This is a genomic window from Ensifer sp. WSM1721 (assembly GCF_000513895.2).
In the GTDB taxonomy this organism is placed as follows: domain Bacteria; phylum Pseudomonadota; class Alphaproteobacteria; order Rhizobiales; family Rhizobiaceae; genus Sinorhizobium.
Genome location: NZ_CP165782.1, coordinates 1,854,003 through 1,877,305, shown reverse-complemented (window position 1 = coordinate 1,877,305; position 23,303 = coordinate 1,854,003). Strand labels below are relative to the sequence as shown.

Sequence of the window (23,303 nt, the reverse complement as noted above, 5' to 3'; positions counted from 1 at the left end):
TTGCCGTGTTGCGTATGCAGATCGATCATGACAACAGCTTGGGTGATTCCGCTCGGGCTCCATTCCGCGCTTCGAAGGACACCGAATTGCATTCCGTTGGCAAATTGACCGCTCTCTTGATCGCTGGCTGGTTCGGCGTGCTCACCCTAGGCGGCGGATTCGCGACGGCCCAGCAAACGGCACAGTCCGCTCAACCGAGCCAGCCGGTGCAACAAGTGCAGCCGCCTCAGCAACCGCCGGCGGCCCCGCAAGCGACGCCGACGCAACCGGCCCAGCCCGGGGCGGCCACTGAGACCGACGACGGGGCGGCGGCCGCGTCTCCTGCACTCCAACAGGCGGAAGACCAACTCGCGCAAACCGAGCGGGAACTCAACCGGTTGGCCGAGCGCGTCGACGCTGCCAAGGAAGACGATACCTTATTGGCCGAGCTCAAGGTCCAGGTCGACGAACTTTCCAAGCAAATCATCGCTGCATCGGTCGGCACGCGGCCGCGGCTCGACGAAATCAAGGCGAGGCTCACCGAGCTCGGTGATCCGCCGGGCGAAGGGCAGCCGCCGGAAGCGGCGATCATTACCGAGGAGCGCAAGCGGCTGCTTGCCGAGCGCGGCGCGATCAATGCGTTGACCGGGCGGGCGGAAAACCTTTCGGTCGAAGCGCGGAAGCTGGCAAACGGCATCACGGCCACCCGTCGCGCGCTTTTCTCCAATACGCTGCTGAAACACACCGATGTCTCAGCGGCGATGCTGAGCGAGGCGATTACGGCCACGATCGACGAGGCGAGGGCATTGTCGCGCAGTGTCGGGAGCTGGCTGACATTCGCCTGGAACTACAAGCGCGTGCCGTTGCTCAGCGCGCTCTTCCTCTCGCTCTGCGCGGCATTCCTCTTTCTGGTCGGCGGCTATCGGCTTTTTTCGCCCTTCCTGCGCCACCAGGACGAAGAGGAAGAGCCCACCTACTTCCGACAGCTTTCGCTGGCATTCTGGTCGACGCTGATCCCGACCATGAGCCTCACGGCCTTCGCGGCGTCGAGTTATTTCTTCCTCAATAGCTTCAATGTCTTGCGACCGGATATCGGACCGATCATAGCGATCACTTTGGCGACGAGCGTAGCCGTATTCTTCGTCGCCCGGCTGGCCAATTCCGTCCTCTCGCCGAAGCGGTCGAGCTTGCGTCTCGTGCGGGTGTCGGACCGTGGGGCGAGAATGCTGAGGGTGCCGATCTTCGCCATGGCATTGGTCAACGGCCTCGATTACCTGCTCGGCGGCATCGGCGAGTCTCTCGGCTCACCGGTCGTGCTGACCGTTGCGAAAAGCTTTCTCGCTTCGATCGTCATCGGCCTCATCCTGATGTCGATGGCCTTGATCCGGCCGATGCTGAGGACCGACGAGCCTTTCGAAGCGCCTGGCCGTCCCTGGCCGCGGGTCATCTCCCTTTCGTTCCTTTTGATGGGCGCGGCGCTCATCGCCATTGCGCTCTCAGGCTATGTCGGTCTCGCGCGCTTCATCGCCACGCAGATAATCGTCACTGGCGCGATCCTGGTGACGATGTACATAGGCCTTCTCACCGGTAAATCGGTCTCCAAGCAGGGCGCCTTCGCCGAAACGGCCGCAGGACGCTATCTCGAGCGCCGCTTCAATCTGGAGCAGGTTGCGCTCGACCAGATCGGGCTTGCCGCCGGGCTCGGCATCTATGCCCTGGTCGTGCTGTTCTTCATCCCGCTGATCCTGTTGCAATGGGGCTTCCAGATCGCCGACATCGAATCTTGGGCGTACCGAATCCTGACGGAGATCAGGATCGGCACGATCACGATTTCGCTCGTCGGTATCCTCGCCGGCGTCCTTTTCTTCGCGCTTGGCTATGTCATGACGCGCTGGGTACAGCGGTGGATTGACGGCAACGTCATGGCCCGCAGCCGCGTCGATGCCGGCGTGCGCAACTCCATCCGCACCGGCATTGGCTACGTTGGCGTCGGCCTCGCCGGTCTCATCGGGCTCTCGGCGGCGGGCATCGATCTTTCGAGCCTCGCGCTCGTCGCCGGTGCTCTCTCCCTCGGTGTCGGTTTTGGTTTGCAGAATATCGTCTCGAACTTCGTCTCCGGCCTCATCCTGCTCGTCGAGCGGCCGTTCAAGGTGGGCGATTGGATCGTCAGCGGCACGACGGAAGGCTTCGTGCGGCGCATCTCCGTCCGCGCCACCGAGATCGAGACCTTCCAGCACCAATCGATCATGATGCCGAATTCGCTCCTCATCAACGCTTCGGTCGGCAACTGGACGCATCGCAACAAGCTCGGCCGCTCGGAAATCGCCGTCACCGTCACCTATTCAAGCGAGCCGCGCCGGGTGATCGAACTGCTGCAGGAAATCGCCGCAGGGCATCCAATGGTCCTGAAGAACCCCGCTCCCAACGTCGGTTTCACTGCCTTCGGCGACGAGCGCATGACCTTCGAATTGCGCATCTATGTCGCCGACGTGCTGAAGGCGGGCGACGTGCGTAACGACATCCGTGTTTCGATCTACGAGCGCTTCCGCGACGAGGGCATCGGTGCGCCGTTCCCGATGAAGATCGAGGACGTGACGCCCGAGGAAGAGGCCGAAGCCCCGCCGACAGAGGGCGAGAAGGTTGAACCGCAACCGGAACAGGACGAGGCAGTGGACCGGCCCATCAGCAGGCGCCGCAGCCGTTGACGAGAAAAAAGGCCAAAATGCAAAGAGGGAGTGGCGATGCCACTCCCTCTTTTGGCGCGACGTCAATTGCGTGGTTCGGTGCAGACGTGGGCATGGACCTCTCGGCTCCACGACACCGCACCCGCTTGCGAACTCCAGCGACGGTTACAGTCCAGCCAGCGCCTGGGCAACCGGCACCACATGTGGCCAAACCTCCAATGCGCCGCGATAGATCATGTCGAGAGACACATAGAAGATGATCGCAAGACCCACATACGCGATCCAGTGGTAGCGATTGAGCAAACGGGCGATGAAGTTTGCGGCAATGCCCATCAACGCGATCGACAGCATCAGCCCAAAGATGAGAACGGTCGGATGCTCTCGGGCGGCGCCGGCGACGGCCAGGACGTTGTCGAGCGACATGGAGACATCGGCGAGTACGATCTGGGTCGCCGCCTGCCTGAAGGTTTTCTTCGGCGCCGAGAGGTCCGCCTCTTCCATGCTGTCGATGCCTTCGTGCCCGCCGGCGCGAATTTCGCGCCACATTTTCCAGCAGACCCAAAGCAGGAGAAGGCCGCCCGCGAGCAGCAGCCCGATGATGGCAAGAAGCTGGACCGTGAAGATGGCAAGCACGATGCGAAGCCCCGTGGCTGCGAGAATGCCGACGAGAATGGCCTTCTTGCGCTGCTCGATCGGCAGACCGGCCGCTGCGAGCCCGATGACCACGGCGTTATCGCCGGCAAGCACCAGGTCGATGACAATGACTTGCAGCAGCGCCGCCAGCCCGGCGGAAGTGAAAATCTCCATGAGCGGTAATCCTTGTTGTCCCCGAAACGCCCGGTGGCGTCGCAAACGCATAGACCGTGAACAATCGGGCGATCAAGTGGCTGAACATTAAGTGCAGCAGATATTTGATAAAGCTGCCATGCTCGGGGGGCGCGGAATTGGGATCGCTTGGAAGCACGACGAAACCGGTGACCGGAGGCATCTCGCCTCGCATGCTGAACCGGACGCAACGGTGCATTCAGCGCCGGTTCAGCGCTTAGCTCGTATGAATTCCCCAGCTTCATGCCGCAGCCGTCCAGCGATCCTGCGCCCCCCGCTCGGGAGCGCGTCGCTGTAACGCTTTGAATCGCTGCACAGTTTCATTCTTAAATCGGTTTCCGGTCTAAGGGTTTGTGCGGTAGGCTGGCGGCGGCTGAAGAGGCGGCTCGTGACCTCGTCACGGGACGAGGGGCTGCCGAGAGGGGACGGCGCGCAGCGCCGATGGGCGATGAGGACAGTTTTCACTGCTTTGTTTTGCGGCATGCTTGCGGCTGGTGTGGCCGATGCGGCTACGGTGACCAACCGGGATGAAGAAGCCGCGGTGCTGGTGATCGTCGAGGGGGAGAGCCGGATGGAGTTTGCGATCGCATCCGGTGCAACGGAAATGATTTGCCCGAGCGGCTGCTTCGTTACCGCGCCGAGCGGCGACCGCGTTGGTCTCCAGGGGGACGAGACGATCGAGATTGTCAACGGCTCCGTCGTGGTGAAATAGGCGAAAATTCCCGCGTTCTGCCGCACCGAAGCACCGAAGCGGCACGGGAGCCGCTTCGTGACACGCGCGCTTCAGGCGCAATCCGGTGGGGGTCTCAAGCGTGGTGACCCGTCACGGCCTTTACCAACTCGCCCGTCAGTTCCTGACTGCTGCAGTGGGAAATGTCGCCCAGCGACAGCATACCAACCATTCGCTTCTGCTCGTTGATCACCGGCAGCCGCCGGATCTTCTTCGACTCCATCAGGTGAATGGCGTCTTCGACCGATTCAGTCGTGCGGCAGTAGATGATATCCTTCGTCATCACGTCACGGGCTGTAAGCGTCGAGATGTCGTGCCCATTCGCCAAAGCGCGCAGGGTAACGTCGCGGTCCGTCACCATCCCGATCAGGCGGTCGTTTTCGCCGACAGGCAGGGCGCCGATATCCTCTTCTTTCATGATGCGCGCAATCGTGCGCAAATCTGTTTCCGGGCCGATCCAACGCACGCCGGGATGCATTGCTTCTTCGGTTCTCATGGTAACCTCCCATGATCAGCTACGGCATTTATTATACGCCAAAAATCGTGGCCAATCGTTGATCGCGAAGCGGTTTCGCGAATTTAGCCGTTGCATGCATGACCGGGTGCTCTCGGGAGCGGGCGGTTTCCGCCCGCGGAGCGCTCGCGCGGGTGGTCAGGTCAGCTTCCGCCGCCGCTCAAGTTCCGCCTCGGTAGGCTGCTCGAACTCGAAAGACCCGGTCACGACCGGCCCTCCACGGACGTATTTGTTGACGGTGACGCCGCTTCCGGAGACCTTCGAACTGATGAGTTTCAGCGCTGTCGGCATGGCGCCGCGGCCGAACAGTTTCTTGCCCTTTGCGAGCACGATCGGAAAGAACGAGATATACATCTCATCGACCAGATCATTGCTGAAAAGGGTCTGCAGGAAGTCGGTTGAGCCCTGTGTCAACAGATCTGGTCCGTCTTCGTCCCTTAGCCGCTTGAGCGTGGCGACCGCGTCGGGGCCGAGGGTCTGGCTGTTCTGCCAGGTGAGCTTCAAGTCCGGATTGCGCGTGGCGACATATTTGGTGATGCGGTCGAATAGCGGCCCGATCGGATCGTCGGCGCCGGCATAGGGCCAGTGCGCCGCGAAGATGTCATAGGTCTTTCGGCCAAGCAGGAGATCGAACGGTTTGGCAAACATCTCGTCCACCGCCTGTCCCATCGTCTCGTCGAAATAGGGGGCCGCCCAGCCTCCATAGTTGAACCCGCCGACCGGGTCCTCGTGCGGCCCGCCGGGGGCCTGCATGATTCCGTCAAGGCTTACGAATGCACCGACTATGATCTTTCTCATTGCGCTTCTCCCGGTCATAAATCTTCTGATCCCGAGGACGCCTGATGGTCGCCAGTCCCGACAGCGGCCGACAAAGATTTTCCGATCCGTCGCTCAAGGCTGATGCCGCGCTACCGCGCCGTGCGCACAAGGACCGAAGCGTCGTCAGACGGGGTCCTTGTCACATGTCCTTGTCGCCGGCGGTAGCTGGATCCATGAATGCCTGCGGCATTCATAGACGGAATCCTGCGGGGGTGGAAAACTCGGGTCGGCAAAGGCGCCGACGGCGACGGCTACGGACGATCGTTCGTAGCCCTCTTCGGTGTGGAACAGGTTCGTCCCGCAGACGGGGCAGAAGCGAAATCTGAACTTTGCTCCCTGGTCGCCGACGCGGACATATTCGGTTGCGGTGCCGATGACCTTGTACGGTGCAGCGAAGGCGGCAAGGGCTGCAAAAACGCTGCCCGTTCGCCGTTGGCAGGCAAGGCAATGGCAGAGGCCGACACCGAGCGGTTCACCTTGAATCTCGATACTCAACTGGCCGCAGGAACAAGTCGCTGTTCGAGAATGCATGGGCACCTCGCAAGTCGCGGATTATTTGGCGGGAATTGCCGGACGCTTTTTGATCAGGTTCGGCCTCAATCATCGTCATCATGGTAGCGGCGCCATTCGCCTTCGTGGCCATGGCGCCAGTCGTTACGGTACACCCGGCGCAACACACGGCGCTCGCAATAACCATTTTCGCAATAGGTATCGACGATCCGCTCGTCGACGACGCCGTTATTGGACGAACTGTTCGAGCTCGTGTTCGACGATTGGCTTCCGGCCTCAGCGACGCCGGCCGTCATCGCCACGACAGCAAACAGGCCAAGCTGGATACGCATCGCTCTTCTCCTTCGTTTGCCGATAGCTTCAGTCAACGAGCATGAACCGGCACTGAACGAGCAGCGACCGCGCTTCCATGCGCATTTGCACCAGCCGATCATCCGCTCACGGAATGGCGAAAATACTGATCTCGTTGACGATTCCCCTGAGCGTCACGCTGTGCGGCATCGGGCTGAGGCCGCGGTCGGAAAGCAGGTTGGAGGCACGCGGGTCTTCGAGGACCGATCCGGTCGCGAAAATCTCGCGGGAAGTGGCGAGATGCTGGACGCGCGAGGCGATATTGACGGTCTGGCCGAAATAGTCCTGCCGCTCGTTGAGGTTGACCGCGATACATGGCCCCTCATGGATGCCAATCTTCAATAGCAGGTCCTCGCTGCCGCGCTCCTCATTGAGCTCGCGCATCGCGTCCCGCATTCGCATCGCCGCGGCTACCGCACGGTCCGGCGTAGGGAAGGTGGCCATCACCGCGTCGCCGATCGTCTTGACGACGGCGCCGGCCTCGGCTGCGACAATCTCGTTCAGAACCCGGAAATGCGTCCGCACCAGATCGAAGGCGGCAAGGTCGCCGACGCGTTCGTAGAGCTCCGTCGAGCCGCGCAGGTCGGTGAAAAGGAAGGTGAGGCTGGTGATCTTCAGCCGCTGGTCGACGTCGAGCGTGTCGGTTCGATAGATGTCTCGGAATGTCTGGTTGGAGAGGAGCCGTTTGGCGGTGAGGAACGGCCGACGGTGGCCGAGCAGCGTATGCAAGGCCTCGCCAGCCACGCAGACGGAGGGCAGGGTGCGGACCTCGGCGTGGTTCTCCACCTGAATCCGAAGCGGCCCCGGCTGAAGGTTCAGGGTCTCGGCATGGCGATGCGCGCGGTCGAATACGAGCATAAGGTTCCGTCGCTCCCTGGTCGGCTCTCCTTTCACGTCCAGGAATTGTGCCGCGTGCGTCACCGGTTCGAATACGATGACGAATTCCGCCGGAAGCTGCAGTGAGATAACCGCCTTTTCGCCCGGCGGCAGCTCCAGTGTCTCAAGGATGAACTCGTCGACCTTTTCCTCGTAGTCCTCCTCCGGCAGGTCGATGCCGGAGCCCCAGTACATCTGGCGAAAATATTCGATTGCCGGCAATTCGTGCGGTTTGTGCGCCTCGATGTGGCGCACGCGCGGGCTTACCGTGAAGGTCACCTCGACCATCTCGTCGAGCGTCGGCTCGTAGCCGGCGGCGCAGAGCGCGCAGGTATATTCTGTGGCCTGCACCGTCTTCAGAGAGGTATTTGCATCGAGCACTCCGCCGCAGCCGGGGCAGAGCACATTCCAGGAAAGCTCGAAAATACCGAGGCGGGAGGCCTGCAGGAAACCCGCGATCGTATCCTCTTCGTCGAGCCCTTCGGCAGCCGCAAAGGCAAGCGCGTTGATGCGGCAGAGCTTGCGATCGGGTGCGTCGCGCACGAGCCGCGCGAACGCCTCGACAATCTCCGGCTTCACCGACTGCCGCAGCATTTCGAATAGAGACTGGGCTTCACTCATGGGCGCATTCTATACGGAAATCCGCGCGTGGTCAGCGAAATACGAGGAGGCATCCGCTTCGCCGGGCTCTCAGGCGGCGTGGGCGCGGCCGATGGTGCGAGAATGTGATGTCCGCTATAGTGGGGAGAGGCACTGCAGTTGGCCTCGCGCCACAGAAAGCTCTCCATGGGCGATCAGATAAATCCGCTGCAACCGGGTGAACCCGCACCCGCCTTTGCGCTTCCCGCAGTCGGTGCCGACAGGATCGTATCTCTTGTCGATTTGCGCGGACGTCCCTTTTTTATCGGCCTCTTTCGCGGATTGCACTGCCCGTTCTGCCGGCGCCAGATCAGACAGCTCTCCGGCGTGCAGCCGGCATTACGCGACACAGGCGCGGAGACGCTTGCCGTCATCAACACGTCGCTCGAGCGCGCCCGGCTGTATTTTCGCTACCAGCCGACACCCGTCGTGCTTCTATCAGATCCTGACTGCCTCACTCACCGCGCCTTCGGCGTGCCGCGTGTCCAGTTTCTGCCGGAGGGGAGCGCCGAGCCGCCGCAATGGCCCGAACGCGCGACGATGGCGCAATTCCAGGAGGCACGCATCAATCCCGCGGGCGAAATGGCCGAGCCGACGCAGCCCATGGAAGCCAACTTCGTGTTGAATGCCAAAGACGGCTTCGAACTCGACGAGACCGATCAGGCAATCTTTGCCGAGCATGCCACACAACTTGTCGGCCATTTCCTGGTAGATGCGGCTGGCATCGTGCGCTGGGCAAAGATCGAGGCGCGTGACGGCCCGAACGGCATCGGCGCCTTTCCCAGCGCCGAGGAGATCATCGCTGCCGCTAGCATGCTCTGATAAGGATCTGCGACGGGCGTCAGGACGCTTTCCGACACCGGCGACGCATGGGCATCGTTATGGCGCGGTTCCGATCCGCCAGGGCGGATCGATGCGATTCGATCCGGCAAAGTAGAGGACGATGCGGTTGCCGCCCGGGTCGACCAGTTCCGCCTCGCGCCACCGCCAGCTCTTGTCTTCCGGTCCGCTTGCGAACTGGAGGCCGGACTCGATGAGCATGCTAACCGTCGCGTCGAGATCCTCGCATTCAAAATAGATAGTTGTGCCGCCACCGCCGTTCTCGCCCCTCTGCAGAGAAAAAGTGCTGTCACCATCCGGGCAGAGGAAACGAGCGTATCGGGGCCGCGCGTCAACGACTGGCTTCAGTCCAAACTTACAATAAAAGCGCCAGCCTGCCTCCAGGTCCGGCATTGTAACGGTCACTTGGTTCAAGCGCACAATCCGATTCCTATCCGCCGCTTCCATTCGACCATCGACCTATTCTTCGTTGTTCGCAATGGTGGATACTGCGCCGCAGTGTCTGTCGCTGCTGGAGTTCACTCTGTGCAGGATCAATGCTCATCTTATGTTTTTCGGTACAATTTCAACGTTAACTAGTTCTATTTTTGAATTAATGTAATAGTTAGTTGAATTGTTAATGTATTTCCTGGTTGCATTCACAATGCTGTTTCAAACGTGTCTTAGAGCATGCTAAGAGCCATATTCATCGTTTGAGGAGACGGGGCATGAGCACGATTGTTGGCACGATCGGTGACGACGTGATACTTGGAACCGAGGAAAAGGATCGCATCTGGGGTCTCATCGGCGCGGATGAGATCGATGCGGGTGACGGCGATGATCTGGTCGAGGGCGGCGCCGGGGACGATCGCCTGGCGAGTAGCAGCGGCTACGACCGGCTCGATGGCGGCGAGGGGGACGACCAGATCACGCTTACCGGCACCGGCGGCGCGGTTACCGGCGGTGCCGGCTTCGATACGCTGGTGATCGACCTCTCCGACGTCAGCACCTCCGTCCGGTTCAGCGGCGAGCACGGGCACGGTATCATCGGCTACAATACATCAAACTGGGAACACATCTTCTTCAACCGCATCGAGAGACTGGTGCTGACCACCGGTAGCGGCAACGACCGGATCTTCGGCGCAGCCACCGACGACATCATCTCGACGGGCGCAGGCAACGATATCATCGGGCCGTATGGCACCGACATCGACGATGGCACCAGCATGCTCGGCGACGACACGATCGATACGGGCAGCGGCGGCGACATCATCGTCGACATGAGCGGCGCGAATCGCATCTTCGCCGGCGACCACAGCGACAAGATCACTACCACTCTCGCCTCCGCGGTGATCGACGGCGGGAACGGCTGGGATACGCTCTCCCTCTTCGACGACGAGAGGACTGAGGACGTGACCGTCGACTTCGTGCGCGGATTTGCCTCGACAGGCACGCTGATCAGCGGCATCGAGGTAGCCAGCGTAGATCTCGGCAGCGGCAGCGATACGCTAATCGGCGGAAATCTCTTCTCGCTCAGCGCCCATATGGGCGAGGGCGACAACTACGTCGAAGGCAGCAACGGTAGGGATTACATCGCCTCCGGAAGCGGTGACGACGCCCTCTATGGCGGCTCCGGCGACGACATCCTGATCAGCGTCGGTGGCAATGATGTGCTCGTCGGCGGCGACGGCAACGACGAGATCCACGACGCGGGAATGGCCTTCGATGACGGCGACACGATCATTGATGGCGGTGCCGGCGACGACCTGATCCAGGTCCGCGCTCCTTCCGGCTTCATCGATGGCGGGGACGGCAACGACACGCTCTACGTCACCGAGCCACTTCCCGGAACGACCAACTTCGATGCGGCGACCGGCGTGCTTGGCACGAGGCTGATATTCGCCAATATCGAGACGTTTCAGGTTGAGGGCGGCGCAGGCGACGATATTATCCGCACGCTCGCCGGCGACGATCAACTTGCCGGCAATGGCGGCAACGACCGGCTTAATGGCGGTGCGGGCAATGACGAACTTTGGGGCGGTGCCGGCAATGATGTCATGACGGGCGGTGCCGGTGGCGATACCTTCCTTTGGTCGTCCGACACGTTTTCGTTCTCGGGGGTCGATCGCATCACGGATTTCGATACTGAAGGCGGCGACGTGCTGCGCTTCATCGGCTACGCACCCGACACCACGCGCATCGGCAGCTTCGCCGACCTCATTGCGGCGGCGAGCGAGACGCAGGACGGGCTCTACATAGCCTTCAACGGATCCGACACGTTCGGCCTTCTTCTGGACAACGTTTCGCTATCGGACCTCTCGGCGGACGATATCGTCTTCGCCTAAGGTCCGCAGCGCGGGCCATGATCGGCGGCCCATTTGCGGCCGCCGCTCGGCATTCGGCGGTGGCTCCCATTAACACCCAATAAAACCTTTTGCCTCTAGGATGTCTTCGGGGACACTCTTTCTCATAGGCGATCAATGTCATTCTTCGGCGTTTCCGGAATGTACTATTCCGGCGAATCCCTCGGCGAGCACCGCATCGTGCTTGCCGAGGACTCCAATCTGTTTTCGTCGATGGTTTCGAAGCGGCTGAAGGAATTGTTCGATGTCGACGTGATCGTCTGCCGCGACTACGAGGATCTGCAGTTCGCAGTCGAAAATGCTTCCTTTCCACCCGCGCTTGCCATCTCCAACATCAATCTGCCTGGTGCGGAGAACGGCGAGGCGCTCGGCTATCTGATCGAGATGAGCGTGCCGACGATCGTCTTCACCGGCTCGTTCCAGGAGAGCACGCGCGAGGCCATTCTCGCCAAGGACATCGTCGACTATGTCATCAAGGACAGCGTTTTCGCCGTGGACATGCTGGCGGAATCGGTCTGCCGGTTCTTGACCAACCAGAAGCATCACGTGCTGATCGTCGACGACAGCCCGACGGCCCGGGCGGTGCTCACGACGCAACTCAGGCGCTATAATTTCCGCACGAGCTCCGCCGAAAGCGGTGCGGCCGCCCTCGAGATCCTGAAGAACAATCCGGACATCGCGCTCGTCATCACCGACTACAACATGCCGGACATCGACGGCTTCGAACTCACGCGCCGCATCCGCGCAGCCCACGGACCCCACCAGTTGCGCATCATCGGCGTCTCCTCGTCGACGAACCGGCTGCTCTCGGCGCGTTTCCTCAAGGCCGGCGGCAACGATTTCGTCGTCCGGCCCTTCGTCAACGAGGAGTTCTATTGCCGGGTCAATCAGAACCTCGACACGCTCACCAAGATCAGGACGCTGAGCGCAAAGACGAAAATACCTGCGTAAGAGGGGCGCAGCCAATCTCGGCAGCCTTCGGCGACCGCGATTGATCCGTTAACGGAATTGCAACCGATAGAGCTTTCAATCCCCTTAAAAGAAATGGGGAATACCCGGCGATGCCCGCCGTGCCGAATGGAACGGGGCGCGAGCCGGCGCAATTGCATATCCAGTCAGCGTCACTTGCGTCCATGATCCCTGAGACTGCATCGGTCCGAGGGATCGAGGACTGGCGAGTTGCAGCGTTCTTGGAGCGGCCGCTCTATGGCGTCCAGCACGGCAGGGGCGCGGCGGGGCACGTGGGGTTCGATCGGGTGCGGCGCCATGCGCGCCGAAGCGTGCAGCGCTCTCTACAGCGCCGCGCGTTTTATCAGACGCAACAGTTGTTGTGGCATTCTGAGTTGCTGCATCATTTTGTCCTTAAATCGATGTCGATTTAAGGAATCATGCAGGAGGGGATGGGGTTTCAGTGAGATTGCGCCGAGTGCCGGGACGGGTGAATTCCGTGCAGATGCACCGCGACAAGCGTCTGTTGCTCATCGAGGATTCGCGCATGTTCGCGACCGCGCTGAAGCATGGCTTAGAGCTGACGCATGGCGTCAGCGTCACCCATTGCGCGTCGCTCAAAGCGGTGAAGGCTGAATTTTCCGACATGGCCGAGGAGTTTTCGCTGGCCGTCCTCGATCTCAACCTTCCAGACGCGCCGAACTGCGAAGCGCTGGACTTCCTCCTCAAGGAAGGAGTTCCGGCCATCGTCTTCACGGCCGCCTTCAACGACGGCACACGTGACCAGATCCTGAGCCGCGGTGTCGTCGATTGCATCGTCAAGAACGAGCCGCACTCGCTCAACGGTCTGATCGCTTCGGTCGGTCGAGCGCTTGCCAGCGGCAGGACCACGGTGCTGCTTGTCGATTCCGGCCAGGCCTCGCGCCACGATCTCGCGGGCATCCTGCGCCGGCAGCGGCTCTCGGTCGTCGAAGCGTCGCGCGGCGCCGAGGCCCTGCAGTTCATCGACGCGGGCGAGGCGATCGACGCCATCGTCACCGACACGAATCTCGCCGACATGACGGGAAGGAGCCTGCTGGAGGAAATTCTCAGGCGGCAGGGCGAGGAGGCCGCGCCGGTCATCGGCCTCTCGGAAGAGGGCGACGCGCGGCTGGCGGCGCGCTTCATCGAGACTGGCGGCGCTGATTTCATCCGAAAGCCCATGCTGGAAGCGGAGTTCCATGGCCGCGTGCGCTATGCCGCGGCAATGCAGAAGCGGATGCAGGCGCTACGCCGCGCGGCGGCAAGCGACTATCTGACGGGCATCTACAACCGCCGGCACTTCTTTCTCACAGGACCACGCCTAGTCGATCAGTGCCTGAGGCGGGGCGAGGGAACGTCGATCGCCGTGCTCGACATCGACCACTTCAAGCGGCTGAACGATACCTATGGCCATGAGATCGGCGACCTCGTGCTGAAGCATGTGGCGCGACGACTGAAGGCGCTGGTCGGCGCGGAGCACCTGATGGCGCGTCTCGGCGGCGAGGAATTCGGCATCCTCTTCAATGGTCTCGATGTCCGCGAGGCTTTTGCCTTCTGCGAGCGCGTGCGCCTCGAGCTTGCGAGATCGAAGATCGTCGCGGACGAAGAGGAGTTGACGATCACCGTCTCGATCGGGCTTGCGACGATCGAAGCGTCCGAATCCTTCGAAAACTACCTGCACGCGGCCGACCAGTTCCTGTACATGGCGAAGCATGCCGGCCGCAATCGCGTGATGTCGGAACTGACACTGCTTGATGCTTTGGTGTCATGAGAGCAGTAGCGAGCGTCCGCTCGTTTGGACGACCGGTCGCGCCTCCAATGTGCAGGAAAAGGGGAGGCGACCCTTCGATTGCCTCCCATCTGTCCGTCAACGCGCCATCTGCAGTGTCAGCTTGCGTTCGGCGCGTTCCTGCTGTGGCGAGCGGTTGTAGAGTTCGCGATAGCATTTGGAGAAATGCGAAGCGGACACGAAGCCGCAGGCCACGGCCACTTCCACGACCGGCATGGAGGATTGGATGAGGAGGTGCCGAGCGCGGTCGAGGCGGATCTCGAGATAGTAGCGCGCAGGCGAGCGCCCCATTTCCTGGCGGAAGAGCCGCTCGATCTGGCGGCGCGAAAGATCGGCGCTTTCGGCGATTTCCAGGAGCGACAGGGGTTCGGATAGGTTGCTCTCCATCAGTTCGATGATCGACAGCACCTTGGCGTTCTGGACGCCGAGTCGGGCCCTCAGCGGCAGCCGCTGGCGGTCGTGCGGGCCACGGACGCGATCCGTCAGCGCCTGTTCGCAGACGCGGTTGACCAGGTTTTCACCAAAATCCTGATCGATCAGGTTCAACATCATGTCGAGCGAGGCGGTGCCGCCGGCGCAGGTGTAAATATTGCTGTCGATCTCGTAGAGGTCGGCATAGACCTCAGCCTGCGGGAAGCTCTCGGAGAAACCCGGCAGGTTCTCCCAGTGGATGGCACAGCGCTTGCCCGTGAGCAGGCCCGCCGAAGCCAGCACATGGGCGCCGGTACAGAGGCTGCCGACGGCGATGCCGCGATTGTAGACCTCGCGCAGCCAGGCGTTCACCGACTTGTTCTGGAACTCCTCGACATAGACGCCGGAACAGACCAGGACCATCGAGGGGCGGTTTTCGCCGCTCAGGAACTTGCGTTCGTCTGCCAGGGAGGTGTTGACCTCGAGAGCGATGCCGGCGGAGGAGAAGACCTTCTGACCGTCGGTCGAGGCGAGGCGCCATGTATAGGCCTCATAGCCAAGCATCCGGTTGGCGATGCGGAGCGTTTCGATGGCCGCCGAAAAGGGCAGCATCGAAAAGTTCGGCACTAGAAAGAAGACGAGCGAACGCTTTTTCGTCAGGGGCTTGTTCATTGGACCTCCCAGGCTACGGCTCGCATATTCGTCGCTTGGAATATGCCGTCCAGCTTGTCGATTTGCGACATTGGCATGGAAAGCCGCGACGGAGAAGAAATTTCGCATTGCGACATGGCCGCAGTTAGGAGATCTCGGACGACGGCGCCGCGATCGTATGAAAAGCGACACCGTCACCGGCGGTGATGGCGCAATCGGGCAAAAATCCCGTAAATTGGGGAAAAGAGGGCACCGGCACGCACTTGGTCATCACGTTTCCGATTGCGACTCCTCATTTGGCCGTTCGAGCCATGTCGGTATTTGACAAGAGGCGACGGAACACTTCGATTTGCAGGAGTTGCGCCTTGGGCTAGTCCTCTATGACGAGATCAGCTCTTCCGCTGTAGGCGGCCTTTCCCGCGCGGATAGGGCGTTTCGCCTCTCGCGAGCATGTCGACATATTTCTCGATGCGTGCCTTCCGGGTTTCGGCTTTTTTGGCATCCTGGATACGAAAGAGAACCGCATAGCGGTTCCGGCTGTCGAGTTCGTCGAACAGTGCCTTCGCCGCCCCGTTGTGCTTGAGCGCATCCTGCAGATCCTCCGGCACGGTCGCCTTGCTCGGCGGTGCCGCCGCGGCTTCCCAGCGGCCGTCAGCCCTCGCTCTCTCCACCTCGGCCATACCCCGGGGCGTCATCCGTCCTTCCGCGATCAGTTCCAGCGCACGCGTGCGATTGATCTCGGACCACCTGCTGCGCGCCCGGCGCGGCGTATATTTGTTGAGATAATACTTGTCATCGAGTCCGATCCGCTGGCCGTCGATCCAGCCGTGGCAAAGCGCAACGTCGAGCGCTTCCTTCGGGGTGATGCTTGCGATGCCGGAGGCTTTTTTGGCGAACTTCACCCATAGACCCCGGCAATCGGGTCCCTGTCGGGCGAGCCAGTCCTCGAACGCCTTGGTGTCGCCAAAATGAATGATGGGCAATTGATTTTCTTTTTCACTCATCCGATGGTCGCTGCTGTCTGGGCCGCTTTCAAAACCGGCGGGCAGGTCGTCGCGACTATCGAGCGCGACGCGCTTTAAAGCAAGCGGATGGGCTTTGCGGAAAACGTCGGCTCTGACGATGTCGGGGCGCGGAGACCTCGTTCGTCTTATCATCGATGCCGGCACAAGCCGCGTAGAGCCGAGGAGAGATATCGATGTTCCGCACTACACTGATTGCCGGGGCCCTGCTCATAGCTGGCCCCGTGCTGGCGCAATCCCAACCTGCGGGTGACCGGGTCAAGGTCAACGGTATGGAGATGTACTACGAGGTGTTGGGCGAGGGCGATCCGCTGATCGTATTGCACGGCGCCTATATGAACATTCCCTCGATGGGCGCAATCATCCCGAAACTAGCCGAGACCCACAAGGTCTACGCACTCGAGTTTCAGGGCCATGGCCGCACCACCGACATCGACCGGCCGATCACCTACCCGAACCTTGCTGACGACGTTGCAGCTTTCATGGATGCCGTCGGCGTCGAAAAGGCCGGTGTCTTCGGCTACTCCATGGGCGCCGCTGCCGGCCTGCAGCTCGCGATCCGTTACCCGGAAAAGGTCAACAAGCTCGCCGCCGCCTCCGTCGCTTATGACGCGGAGGGCTGGCAGCCGGCGTTCAAGGCCTTCATTCCGCAAATGACGGTAGAGATGTTCGTCAACATGCCGTTCGCGGAGGAATACCGCAAACTCGCTGCCAATCCCGACGGTTTTCCGGCCTTGGTTAAGAAGCTGATCGCTCTCGAACACGAACCGATGGCCTGGGGGGCGGACGTCAAGGCGCTGAAGACCCCGGTTTTGGTCATCACCGGCGACGCGGACGTCGCCACGCTCGAGCATTCAGTCGCACTGTTCCGGCTGCTTGGCGGCGGTGTCATGGGTGATATGGGCAAGCCGCTCCCAGCTTCCCGTCTTGCAGTGATGCCGGCAACGTCGCATACCGCGGTCATCGGCCAGACAGAGCTGTTACACGCCTTCATCGAGCCTTTCCTCAAGGGCAAGACACCGAAGGGAATGTTTGAGTAGGAACGCATGGAGCGGCCGAACATAGGTTCAAGGCCGGACGTCCAATTCAGGCGAATTTTTTCTTCCAAAACAAGAAGGGCATTCCTATTCGGGAATGCCCTTCAGAGGCTCACTTTGCGGTCAATGCCGGGAGGGTGGCATTTGGAGCCTTTATTCATTGTTCCGTCTTATGCACCGCATCGTCGACGGAGGGGAAGCCGATATCTTTCAGCGTGTCGTAGGAGAGGTTCTCCAGAACACGTTCATTGCGGTGCCGCTTCCATGCGGCCCAGGCGCGGGCCCGGAGACTGAACAGGCCAGGCAGTGCCGAATGGCCCTGGTTCGATGAGGATGACGAATACTCGTTCGCAGACATTTCCGGTTTCCTTCTGAGTTTCTCAAAAGGTCGCGACCATGCATCTTGTATGGCGCAACCCGATTGATCATTCAAACGAATATGTTTGATGTCTTTCATCAAACATGGTGATCGGTTGCCGCCCGCGTTTAGCAGGTTCTATCAGGTGTCGAGGTCGGCTGCTGTTCCGCGGGTAACAGGTCGTTGCGGACCCTGGCCGGCAGTTTCGCCAATTGCCGGCGGGTTTCCACCCGATTCCTGACGATATTGCCGGCGCGCCTCCTGTCGGCCATCCGTTCGATGAACAGCCGCGCGCGTGATAGAACTACGAGGACGATGTCATCTCTATCGCGCGGGCGTTGCGGGGCGGTTCCAGTGCGACCGACCGTGCCGTCCGCCGGCCGCATCGTCTGATCGGTGGTCGCAGCGCCTGCGATCCAAGGTCCGGCGGTGGCGCCGTTGTCGATCGCCAATGTGATAGCGGACATAGCCTTCTCCTTTGTCAGGGTTCGGAGGAGGTTTGCACAACTCCCTCCTTGCAGCTTGACTATCGCTCACACGTGATGTTCAATCAAACGAAATGAAATAAAGCTATCTTTCAGATTTTCTGAATGAGGATGCCGCCATGAACATGATGCTGCGCCACGCGCTTCCGCTGCTTGAGATGGATGTGCTGAAGACCTTTGTCGCCATCGCCGAGACCGGCAACTTCACCACGGCCGCCGAGACTGTCTATCGCACGCCCTCAGCCGTCTCGATGCAGATCAAGAAGCTCGAGGAGATGCTCGGCTGCACACTTTTCCTGCGCGATGCACGTTCGGTGTCTCTGACGCCGAAGGGCGAACTGCTGCTCGGCTTCGCCCGGAGGCTGCTGTCGCTCAACAATGAGACGGTCTCGCGCTTCCTGATGCCCGACATGAACGGCGTGGTGCGAGTCGGTGCGCCGGAGGACGTCGGCGAGCGCATTCTTCCGGATGTCCTAAAACGCTTTGCCGAAACCTATCCGAACGTAACCGTCGACGTTTCGATCGGCATGAGCAATGCGATGCGCAAGAGGGTCGACGAGCACCGCTTGGACATCGCCATCTACAACAGCCTTTCGGACGAATCGGCGAAGGACGGCGAAATCCTGATGCAGGAAAAGCTCGTCTGGGCAGGCGCGAAATGCGGCAACGCGCACCTGCGCGATCCGCTGCCGGTCTCCATGTGGGAGGACGGCTGCGTGTGGCGCGCCGATGCGGTGGAGAAGCTGTCGCGGGCCGGTCGCAAATTCCGCGTCGCCTTCTTGAGCGCCTATACGACTGGGCAACGCGCGGCGGTTCTCGCCGGACTCGCGATCGCGCCGCTGCCGCGCTATCTCGTCCAAGGGGAGATGGTTCAGCTCGGTGAGCGCGATGGCCTTCCGGATCTCGGCCACTACGATATCGGCCTCAAGGTCATCGAGGACGCGCCTGCGCCGGTTCTTGCGGTTGCCGACCACGTCCGCGAGGCCTTCGCCGAGCTACAGACGCAATAGGCAGGGCTATTTCCCGGCGCCGCCGCTCGGCCGACCTGCGCCGAGCGACACGGTTCCAGCACTTTTGACGGTTGGATCGAGACGCCGCGCATTCCTGGGAATGCGCGGCGTCTCATGTTTCGCCGCTGACTGTGCTGATTGACAAACATAAGCCTTCGCTTATAATAAGCCATGACTTATGAAGATAAGATGTTTGCCGCGCTGGCCGATCCGACACGGCGCGCCATTTTCGAAAGAGTCGCGGAGCGACGGCATTCGGTCGCCGAACTCGCTCGAGCGATACCGGTGTCACAGCCGGCGATCTCGCAGCATTTGAAGGTGCTCAAGGAGGCGCGGCTCGTCCGCGATGAGCCCTCGGGCGCGCGGCGAATCTATTCGGTCGATCCGGAGGGTCTTGGACCGCTTCGGCGATGGCTCGACCGCTTCTGGGGCGATCAACTCGCGGCGTTCAAGACTGCGGTCGAAGGAAGGGACAACCGGAAATAGCGCTGAGGCACTCCGGCCGCCACGGTCCGATGCGTTTCAACTGAGGGGAAACAGCAGGAGGAGATGTCATGCATACGATCGACGCAGCCCCGGTTCGCAAGTCCATCACTGTTCGTGCATCGCCGGAAAAGGCGTTCGACGTCTTTGTCAACGGCATGGGGAGCTGGTGGATCAAGGACCACAGCGTGACGCAGTCCGGTCAGAAGACGGTGGTCGTCGAGGCCGTCCCTGGTGGCCGCTGGTATGAGATCGGCAACGCCGGCGAAGAGTGCGATTGGGGGCGCGTCATCGATTGCGACCGGCCGCACCGCATCGTCTTTGCCTGGCAGCTCAATGCCGATTTCGACTTCGATCCTGCATTCTGGACGGAGGTGGAGGTACTTTTCGAAGCAAAGGGAGAGAGCGAGACGACCGTCACGCTTGAGCACCGGGATCTCGCCAATTACGGCGCAAGAACCGCGGAACTACGCGGTGTTCTCGATTCCGAACAAGGCTGGGGTGGTCTGTTGGCGTCCTATGCCGCTCAAGTGGGGTGAGGGGGCGGGCCGCCCCTTCTACGCTCGCCGACGAGAGAGGCACCGGTGTCCACGTTCGTCATATTACGCCGGCCGCGCAAGGAACGTAGCACGATCCATTTCAGCGGTCGCAGCTTCTGGTAGGCCTTGGTCGCCCGCAGCTGCGCATTCGCCCGCAGACGGGCCAGATAGAACCTGCCCCGCCCGGTCACGGCTTGGCTGCGTTCCGAAAGCGCGATCGTGGTCCTACAGCTTTCCAGCTTCCAAGGCTCATTTCCGATGCCGAGATCCATCCATTCGTAGCCCTCTTCGTGCAGCCATTTCAGCGCTTTGTAAAAAAGGATGCTACCGGGAGAATGCTTCGTCCACTCATCGCCTTCGAAGGACAGCATGATGGCGTAATAACGCTTGTCTGCGACCAGGCCCCAAATGGTTGCGACGATCGTCTCGCCGGCCGTCAGGTAGAAGAGGGTCAGCATCTCCTCACGATGGAAAAGGGGCGTGCCTTCGCGAAAGAAGTCATGCTTGTCGCGGTCGACATCGAAGCCCGGCACCATCGTCTCCTCGAAGCGACGCTGCTTCTGGCGGAGCATAACATCCGTGATCTTCCTCACTTCGTCCGGTGTCTGCGCGAGGTGGAATCCCACGGGCGCCAACCGCTCAAGACCACGAATTTTCCGTAGCAGCGTTGTGCGGCGCGGCACCTCCCTGTCGATCTCGTTCCAGGAACGTCGCAGATCCGTCGCATGGCACGAGAGTTCGCTTTGACGGTCGCCGAGATATGCGAGAGGGTTGATCACCCCCTCCACTTCCGCCGGCATCTTGACGAGTTCGACAACGTCGAACGGCGGCATCATCTCGATAATCTGCCGCCACAGATCCTCTGCGACCTCACGCGACCAGGTTATGTGCGACTCAAAGAGAATGGGCGCGTTGTAGTCGGCCGCATCCTGATCCACGAACTGGAGAAGCCGTGTACCGCCGCGATTCAAAATACGTAAAGGAATAAAGATCAGGGGCCGCGAAGCTTCGTCTCGAACCTCGATAAAATGCAGGCTCTGGAGACCGGACCGTCCGAAGCTGTTCAGCCAGGCACTGAGAAAAGTTGCCGTCTGAAACGCGTGGAAACGCGCCCCCGGCGCCGGTGGCCGACCACCAACGGGCCATTCCGGGGACAGGTCTTCCAGCCTCTCATGGATGCTTATTCTGAAATTTGTTCGCACACCGCTTCCCGCCAGCCTTGAAGTGTCTGCATTGGCGAGCAGAAGTGACAGCCTTTGATCAAGATTAGGTTTACACGGCGCTGATCATCGGAAGATTCCCGATCGAGCTGGAGCTTCCAGATCAAGAAGTTCCGTACTTTGTGGCGATGGACGGGGTAAAGGTCGGTCGGGCGCGTCAAAGCTTCTCTGCTAGCGGCTCCGGCGCCGCCTGCGCCCGCCGCCTTCACCCTCATCCGCCAGCACCTTACGCTCCGGCAGGGTGACCACTTCCGCAAGTTTCGGGAAGGCATCGACCTTGTTGGGCATCGCCATGGCATTGACGAAATGCTCCTGAAATTTCGATTCAAGAGCCGTCTCTATCTTCTCGATTTTTCTCACCGTTTCCTCTATTTCGCGACGGTGACCGCGATTGAGGAGCGCCATAAGAGCGCCGGTGCCGGCGGCGTTGCCGACCGCCTTCACCTCGTCGAGGTCGCAGTCGGGGATAAGCCCCAGCACCATCGCGTATTTGGGGTCGATGAATGAGCCGAAAGCGCCGGCAAAGCGAATGGTGTCGACGTGGTCGACGCCCTGCTTTTCCATAAGCAGCTTGATGCCGGCATAAAGCGCCGCCTTAGCGAGTTGGATCGCCCGGATGTCGTTCTGCGTCACCGTGATGCGCGGTTCGCCGTCGTGCAGCAGATAGGAGAAGGTGCGGCCGTTCGGGACGATGCGCGAGCTTCTCGCGGCCATGCCTCCGTCAACCACGCCATCCTGCGAAATGATGCCGGTGAGGTACATCTCGGCGACGACTTCGATGATCGCCGAGCCACAGATGCCGGTGACGCCGACCGCTGCCACCGCCTCGGCAAAACCTTCCTCGTCCGACCACTTGTCGACGCCGATCACACGGAAGCGCGGCTCCAGCGTCACAGGGTCGATGCGCACGCGCTCGATCGCGCCGGGAGCGGCCCTCTGCCCGGAGGAGATCTCGGCGCCTTCGAAGGCCGGGCCGGTGGGGGAGGAGGCTGCCACGACGCGTCGCCTGTTGCCGAGCACGATTTCGGCATTGGTGCCGACGTCGACGAGCAGCATCGTCTTGTCCTGCCGGTGCGGGCCTTCCGAAAGCGTCGCGCCGGCCGCGTCCGCACCGACGTGGCCGGCGATGCAAGGCAGCGTGTAGAGTCGAGCGCCGCGATTGACGTCGATGTCGATCTCGTGCGCCCAATATTGCAGGGCACCGGAGACGGCGAGAGCGAAGGGGGCCTGGCCGAGCTCCGTCGGGTCGATGCCGAGAAAGAGGTGGTGCATGATCGGGTTGCCGACGAACACCATATCGAGAATGTCGTGGCGATCGACCTCGCCTTCGGCGCAGACCTTGCCAACCAGGCCGTTCACCGCCTCGCGCACCGCCTTGGTCATCGCTTCGCGGCCGTCCGGATTCATCATCACGTACGAGACGCGGCTCATCAGATCCTCGCCGAACCGGATCTGCGGGTTCGATGCGCCGGAGGAGGCGACGATACGGCCGGAGAGCAGCGACACCAGGTGCATGGCGATCGTCGTCGAGCCGATGTCGCAGGCAATGCCATAGGCCTCGTTTTTGAGGCCCGGCCAAAGGCTTACGATGAAGGGGCGCGAGGAATCCATGTCACGGTGGATGGCGGCTGTAACCGCCCAATTTCCCTTTCGCAGGATGCCCTGCACCTGGGGGATAAGGTGCGGCGCGATCAGCAGGTCCTTCCAGCCCCAATCCTTCTCCAGGACCGCCTTCAGCCGGTCGAGATCGCCGAGCGGCTTGTGCATGTCCGGTTCGTCCACCTCGACGTAGCAGAGCTGGACTGCAGCATTACGCTCGATGACCCGGTCGGTCGCGGCCTTGCGCACCACCTGCGCATTGATGACCGTGTCCTGCGGCACGTCGATGACGAGGTCGCCGAGGATCTGGGCCGAGCATGAAAGCCGCCGGCCGTCGGGCAGTTCGCGCACCGTGGCATAGCGCTGCTCCTTCGGGCCGACCGGCGAGATGTGGTCGTTCGAGGAGACGATCTTGTGCTTGGCGAAGTTGCCTTCCTGCACGGAAACCTGGCAGCGCCCGCAAGTCGCGCGGCCGCCGCAGACGCTTTCGACATAGACCCCCAGCGAACGGGCCGCGTCGAGGATCGGTGTGCCGATCGGAAAACGGCCGCGCTTTCCCGACGGCATGAAGAGCACCAGCGGGTCGGTCTTGTTATCCTTCGGGGGCACGTTCAACATCTT

At 61.3% G+C, this 23,303-nt stretch carries 23 protein-coding genes; 10 read left to right on the top strand and 13 right to left on the bottom strand.

Annotation, left to right across the window (positions count from 1 at the left end; genetic code table 11):
- The first annotated feature begins 86 nt into the window (after positions 1-86).
- Positions 87-2,684 (top strand): mechanosensitive ion channel family protein, encoded by a 2,598-nt coding sequence (locus M728_RS09200; RefSeq protein WP_026621273.1) that lies wholly within the window; start codon positions 87-89, stop codon positions 2,682-2,684.
- Between the two features lie 144 nt (positions 2,685-2,828).
- On the opposite strand, the gene M728_RS09195 is transcribed toward M728_RS09200, so the two are convergent.
- On the bottom strand, positions 2,829-3,470 hold the full coding sequence (locus M728_RS09195) for a TerC family protein (RefSeq protein WP_026621272.1): 642 nt from the start codon (positions 3,468-3,470) through the stop codon (positions 2,829-2,831).
- Between the two features lie 466 nt (positions 3,471-3,936).
- Here M728_RS09195 and M728_RS09190 point away from each other — a divergent pair, with 466 nt between their 5' ends.
- Positions 3,937-4,200 (top strand): hypothetical protein, encoded by a 264-nt coding sequence (locus M728_RS09190; protein WP_026621271.1) that lies wholly within the window; start codon positions 3,937-3,939, stop codon positions 4,198-4,200.
- A 94-nt stretch (positions 4,201-4,294) separates the two neighbouring features.
- Here the strand turns inward: M728_RS09190 and M728_RS09185 are convergent, their stop codons facing one another.
- The 5 genes from M728_RS09185 to M728_RS09165 all read right to left on the bottom strand — a co-directional run bounded on the left by M728_RS09185 (position 4,295) and on the right by M728_RS09165 (position 7,909).
- On the bottom strand, positions 4,295-4,714 hold the full coding sequence (locus tag M728_RS09185) for a CBS domain-containing protein (protein WP_026613705.1): 420 nt from the start codon (positions 4,712-4,714) through the stop codon (positions 4,295-4,297).
- Between the two features lie 156 nt (positions 4,715-4,870).
- Complete coding sequence (locus tag M728_RS09180) at positions 4,871-5,530, bottom strand: dihydrofolate reductase family protein (protein WP_026621270.1); 660 nt, start codon at positions 5,528-5,530, stop codon at positions 4,871-4,873.
- A 144-nt stretch (positions 5,531-5,674) separates the two neighbouring features.
- Complete coding sequence (locus tag M728_RS09175) at positions 5,675-6,082, bottom strand: GFA family protein (RefSeq protein WP_026621269.1); 408 nt, start codon at positions 6,080-6,082, stop codon at positions 5,675-5,677.
- Positions 6,083-6,147: 65 nt separating this feature from the next.
- Entirely contained in the window at positions 6,148-6,393 is a 246-nt protein-coding gene (locus M728_RS09170) for a hypothetical protein (RefSeq protein WP_026621268.1), read from the bottom strand.
- Positions 6,394-6,499: 106 nt separating this feature from the next.
- On the bottom strand, positions 6,500-7,909 hold the full coding sequence (locus M728_RS09165) for an adenylate/guanylate cyclase domain-containing protein (protein ID WP_026621267.1): 1,410 nt from the start codon (positions 7,907-7,909) through the stop codon (positions 6,500-6,502).
- Positions 7,910-8,074: 165 nt separating this feature from the next.
- On the opposite strand from M728_RS09165, the gene M728_RS09160 reads away from it, so the two are divergent.
- The gene (locus tag M728_RS09160) at positions 8,075-8,749 is read left to right on the top strand and encodes a redoxin domain-containing protein (RefSeq protein ID WP_026621266.1); all 675 of its coding nucleotides are present in this window, start codon (positions 8,075-8,077) and stop codon (positions 8,747-8,749) included.
- A gap of 57 nt (positions 8,750-8,806) precedes the next feature.
- Here M728_RS09160 and M728_RS09155 read toward each other — a convergent pair whose 3' ends face one another.
- Positions 8,807-9,187, bottom strand: coding sequence for a VOC family protein (locus M728_RS09155; protein ID WP_026621265.1), 381 nt, complete (start codon positions 9,185-9,187; stop codon positions 8,807-8,809).
- Positions 9,188-9,474: 287 nt separating this feature from the next.
- On the opposite strand from M728_RS09155, the gene M728_RS09150 reads away from it, so the two are divergent.
- From M728_RS09150 to M728_RS09140, 3 genes are all read left to right on the top strand, one after another.
- Complete coding sequence (locus tag M728_RS09150) at positions 9,475-11,091, top strand: SMc04171 family calcium-binding repeat protein (RefSeq protein ID WP_026621264.1); 1,617 nt, start codon at positions 9,475-9,477, stop codon at positions 11,089-11,091.
- Between the two features lie 135 nt (positions 11,092-11,226).
- Positions 11,227-12,060: a response regulator gene (locus M728_RS09145; protein WP_026621263.1), complete on the top strand. Its 834-nt coding sequence runs from the start codon at positions 11,227-11,229 to the stop codon at positions 12,058-12,060.
- Positions 12,061-12,562: 502 nt separating this feature from the next.
- Entirely contained in the window at positions 12,563-13,849 is a 1,287-nt protein-coding gene (locus tag M728_RS09140) for a diguanylate cyclase (protein WP_156943466.1), read from the top strand.
- Between the two features lie 96 nt (positions 13,850-13,945).
- Here the strand turns inward: M728_RS09140 and M728_RS09135 are convergent, their stop codons facing one another.
- Together M728_RS09135 and M728_RS09130 are read right to left on the bottom strand one after the other, a co-directional pair.
- Positions 13,946-14,950, bottom strand: coding sequence for a GlxA family transcriptional regulator (locus tag M728_RS09135; RefSeq protein ID WP_026613712.1), 1,005 nt, complete (start codon positions 14,948-14,950; stop codon positions 13,946-13,948).
- A 368-nt stretch (positions 14,951-15,318) separates the two neighbouring features.
- Positions 15,319-15,933, bottom strand: coding sequence for a YdeI/OmpD-associated family protein (locus tag M728_RS09130; protein ID WP_026621260.1), 615 nt, complete (start codon positions 15,931-15,933; stop codon positions 15,319-15,321).
- 194 nt (positions 15,934-16,127) lie between these two features.
- Between M728_RS09130 and M728_RS09125 the strand changes: the two genes are divergently transcribed.
- Positions 16,128-16,991 (top strand): alpha/beta fold hydrolase, encoded by an 864-nt coding sequence (locus tag M728_RS09125; RefSeq protein ID WP_026621259.1) that lies wholly within the window; start codon positions 16,128-16,130, stop codon positions 16,989-16,991.
- Positions 16,992-17,145: 154 nt separating this feature from the next.
- Here M728_RS09125 and M728_RS09120 read toward each other — a convergent pair whose 3' ends face one another.
- Both M728_RS09120 and M728_RS09115 read right to left on the bottom strand, forming a co-directional pair.
- Positions 17,146-17,346 (bottom strand): hypothetical protein, encoded by a 201-nt coding sequence (locus M728_RS09120; RefSeq protein WP_026621258.1) that lies wholly within the window; start codon positions 17,344-17,346, stop codon positions 17,146-17,148.
- Positions 17,347-17,474: 128 nt separating this feature from the next.
- On the bottom strand, positions 17,475-17,813 hold the full coding sequence (locus M728_RS09115; protein WP_026621257.1) for a hypothetical protein: 339 nt from the start codon (positions 17,811-17,813) through the stop codon (positions 17,475-17,477).
- Positions 17,814-17,950: 137 nt separating this feature from the next.
- Between M728_RS09115 and M728_RS09110 the strand changes: the two genes are divergently transcribed.
- The 3 genes from M728_RS09110 to M728_RS09100 all read left to right on the top strand — a co-directional run bounded on the left by M728_RS09110 (position 17,951) and on the right by M728_RS09100 (position 19,863).
- Positions 17,951-18,841: a LysR substrate-binding domain-containing protein gene (locus tag M728_RS09110; protein WP_026621256.1), complete on the top strand. Its 891-nt coding sequence runs from the start codon at positions 17,951-17,953 to the stop codon at positions 18,839-18,841.
- A 171-nt stretch (positions 18,842-19,012) separates the two neighbouring features.
- Positions 19,013-19,327 (top strand): helix-turn-helix transcriptional regulator, encoded by a 315-nt coding sequence (locus M728_RS09105; protein WP_026621255.1) that lies wholly within the window; start codon positions 19,013-19,015, stop codon positions 19,325-19,327.
- A gap of 68 nt (positions 19,328-19,395) precedes the next feature.
- Positions 19,396-19,863 (top strand): SRPBCC family protein, encoded by a 468-nt coding sequence (locus M728_RS09100; protein ID WP_026621254.1) that lies wholly within the window; start codon positions 19,396-19,398, stop codon positions 19,861-19,863.
- On the opposite strand, the gene M728_RS09095 is transcribed toward M728_RS09100, so the two are convergent.
- Complete coding sequence (locus M728_RS09095) at positions 19,851-21,065, bottom strand: GNAT family N-acetyltransferase (RefSeq protein WP_156943460.1); 1,215 nt, start codon at positions 21,063-21,065, stop codon at positions 19,851-19,853. The two genes, M728_RS09100 and M728_RS09095, sit on opposite strands and share 13 nt — an antisense overlap.
- A gap of 189 nt (positions 21,066-21,254) precedes the next feature.
- Positions 21,255-23,300, bottom strand: a complete 2,046-nt coding sequence (locus tag M728_RS09090) for an ASKHA domain-containing protein (protein WP_026621253.1) — start codon at positions 23,298-23,300, stop codon at positions 21,255-21,257.
- Positions 23,301-23,303 lie beyond the last annotated feature (3 nt).

Bases quoted from the DNA above. Each gene is read 5' to 3' on its own strand.
- M728_RS09090 (WP_026621253.1), bottom strand. From the start codon at position 23,300: ATGTTGAACGTGCCCCCGAAGGATAACAAGACCGACCCGCTGGTGCTC.
- M728_RS09160 (WP_026621266.1), top strand. From the start codon at position 8,075: ATGGGCGATCAGATAAATCCGCTGCAACCGGGTGAACCCGCACCCGCC.
- M728_RS09110 (WP_026621256.1), top strand. From the start codon at position 17,951: ATGAACATGATGCTGCGCCACGCGCTTCCGCTGCTTGAGATGGATGTG.
- M728_RS09175 (WP_026621269.1), bottom strand. From the start codon at position 6,082: ATGCATTCTCGAACAGCGACTTGTTCCTGCGGCCAGTTGAGTATCGAG.
- M728_RS09115 (WP_026621257.1), bottom strand. From the start codon at position 17,813: ATGTCCGCTATCACATTGGCGATCGACAACGGCGCCACCGCCGGACCT.
- M728_RS09170 (WP_026621268.1), bottom strand. From the start codon at position 6,393: ATGCGTATCCAGCTTGGCCTGTTTGCTGTCGTGGCGATGACGGCCGGC.
- M728_RS09130 (WP_026621260.1), bottom strand. From the start codon at position 15,933: ATGAGTGAAAAAGAAAATCAATTGCCCATCATTCATTTTGGCGACACC.
- M728_RS09100 (WP_026621254.1), top strand. From the start codon at position 19,396: ATGCATACGATCGACGCAGCCCCGGTTCGCAAGTCCATCACTGTTCGT.
- M728_RS09180 (WP_026621270.1), bottom strand. From the start codon at position 5,530: ATGAGAAAGATCATAGTCGGTGCATTCGTAAGCCTTGACGGAATCATG.
- M728_RS09190 (WP_026621271.1), top strand. From the start codon at position 3,937: ATGAGGACAGTTTTCACTGCTTTGTTTTGCGGCATGCTTGCGGCTGGT.
- M728_RS09185 (WP_026613705.1), bottom strand. From the start codon at position 4,714: ATGAGAACCGAAGAAGCAATGCATCCCGGCGTGCGTTGGATCGGCCCG.
- M728_RS09125 (WP_026621259.1), top strand. From the start codon at position 16,128: ATGTTCCGCACTACACTGATTGCCGGGGCCCTGCTCATAGCTGGCCCC.
- M728_RS09105 (WP_026621255.1), top strand. From the start codon at position 19,013: ATGACTTATGAAGATAAGATGTTTGCCGCGCTGGCCGATCCGACACGG.
- M728_RS09145 (WP_026621263.1), top strand. From the start codon at position 11,227: ATGTCATTCTTCGGCGTTTCCGGAATGTACTATTCCGGCGAATCCCTC.
- M728_RS09120 (WP_026621258.1), bottom strand. From the start codon at position 17,346: ATGTCTGCGAACGAGTATTCGTCATCCTCATCGAACCAGGGCCATTCG.
- M728_RS09195 (WP_026621272.1), bottom strand. From the start codon at position 3,470: ATGGAGATTTTCACTTCCGCCGGGCTGGCGGCGCTGCTGCAAGTCATT.
- M728_RS09150 (WP_026621264.1), top strand. From the start codon at position 9,475: ATGAGCACGATTGTTGGCACGATCGGTGACGACGTGATACTTGGAACC.
- M728_RS09165 (WP_026621267.1), bottom strand. From the start codon at position 7,909: ATGAGTGAAGCCCAGTCTCTATTCGAAATGCTGCGGCAGTCGGTGAAG.
- M728_RS09140 (WP_156943466.1), top strand. From the start codon at position 12,563: ATGCACCGCGACAAGCGTCTGTTGCTCATCGAGGATTCGCGCATGTTC.
- M728_RS09135 (WP_026613712.1), bottom strand. From the start codon at position 14,950: ATGAACAAGCCCCTGACGAAAAAGCGTTCGCTCGTCTTCTTTCTAGTG.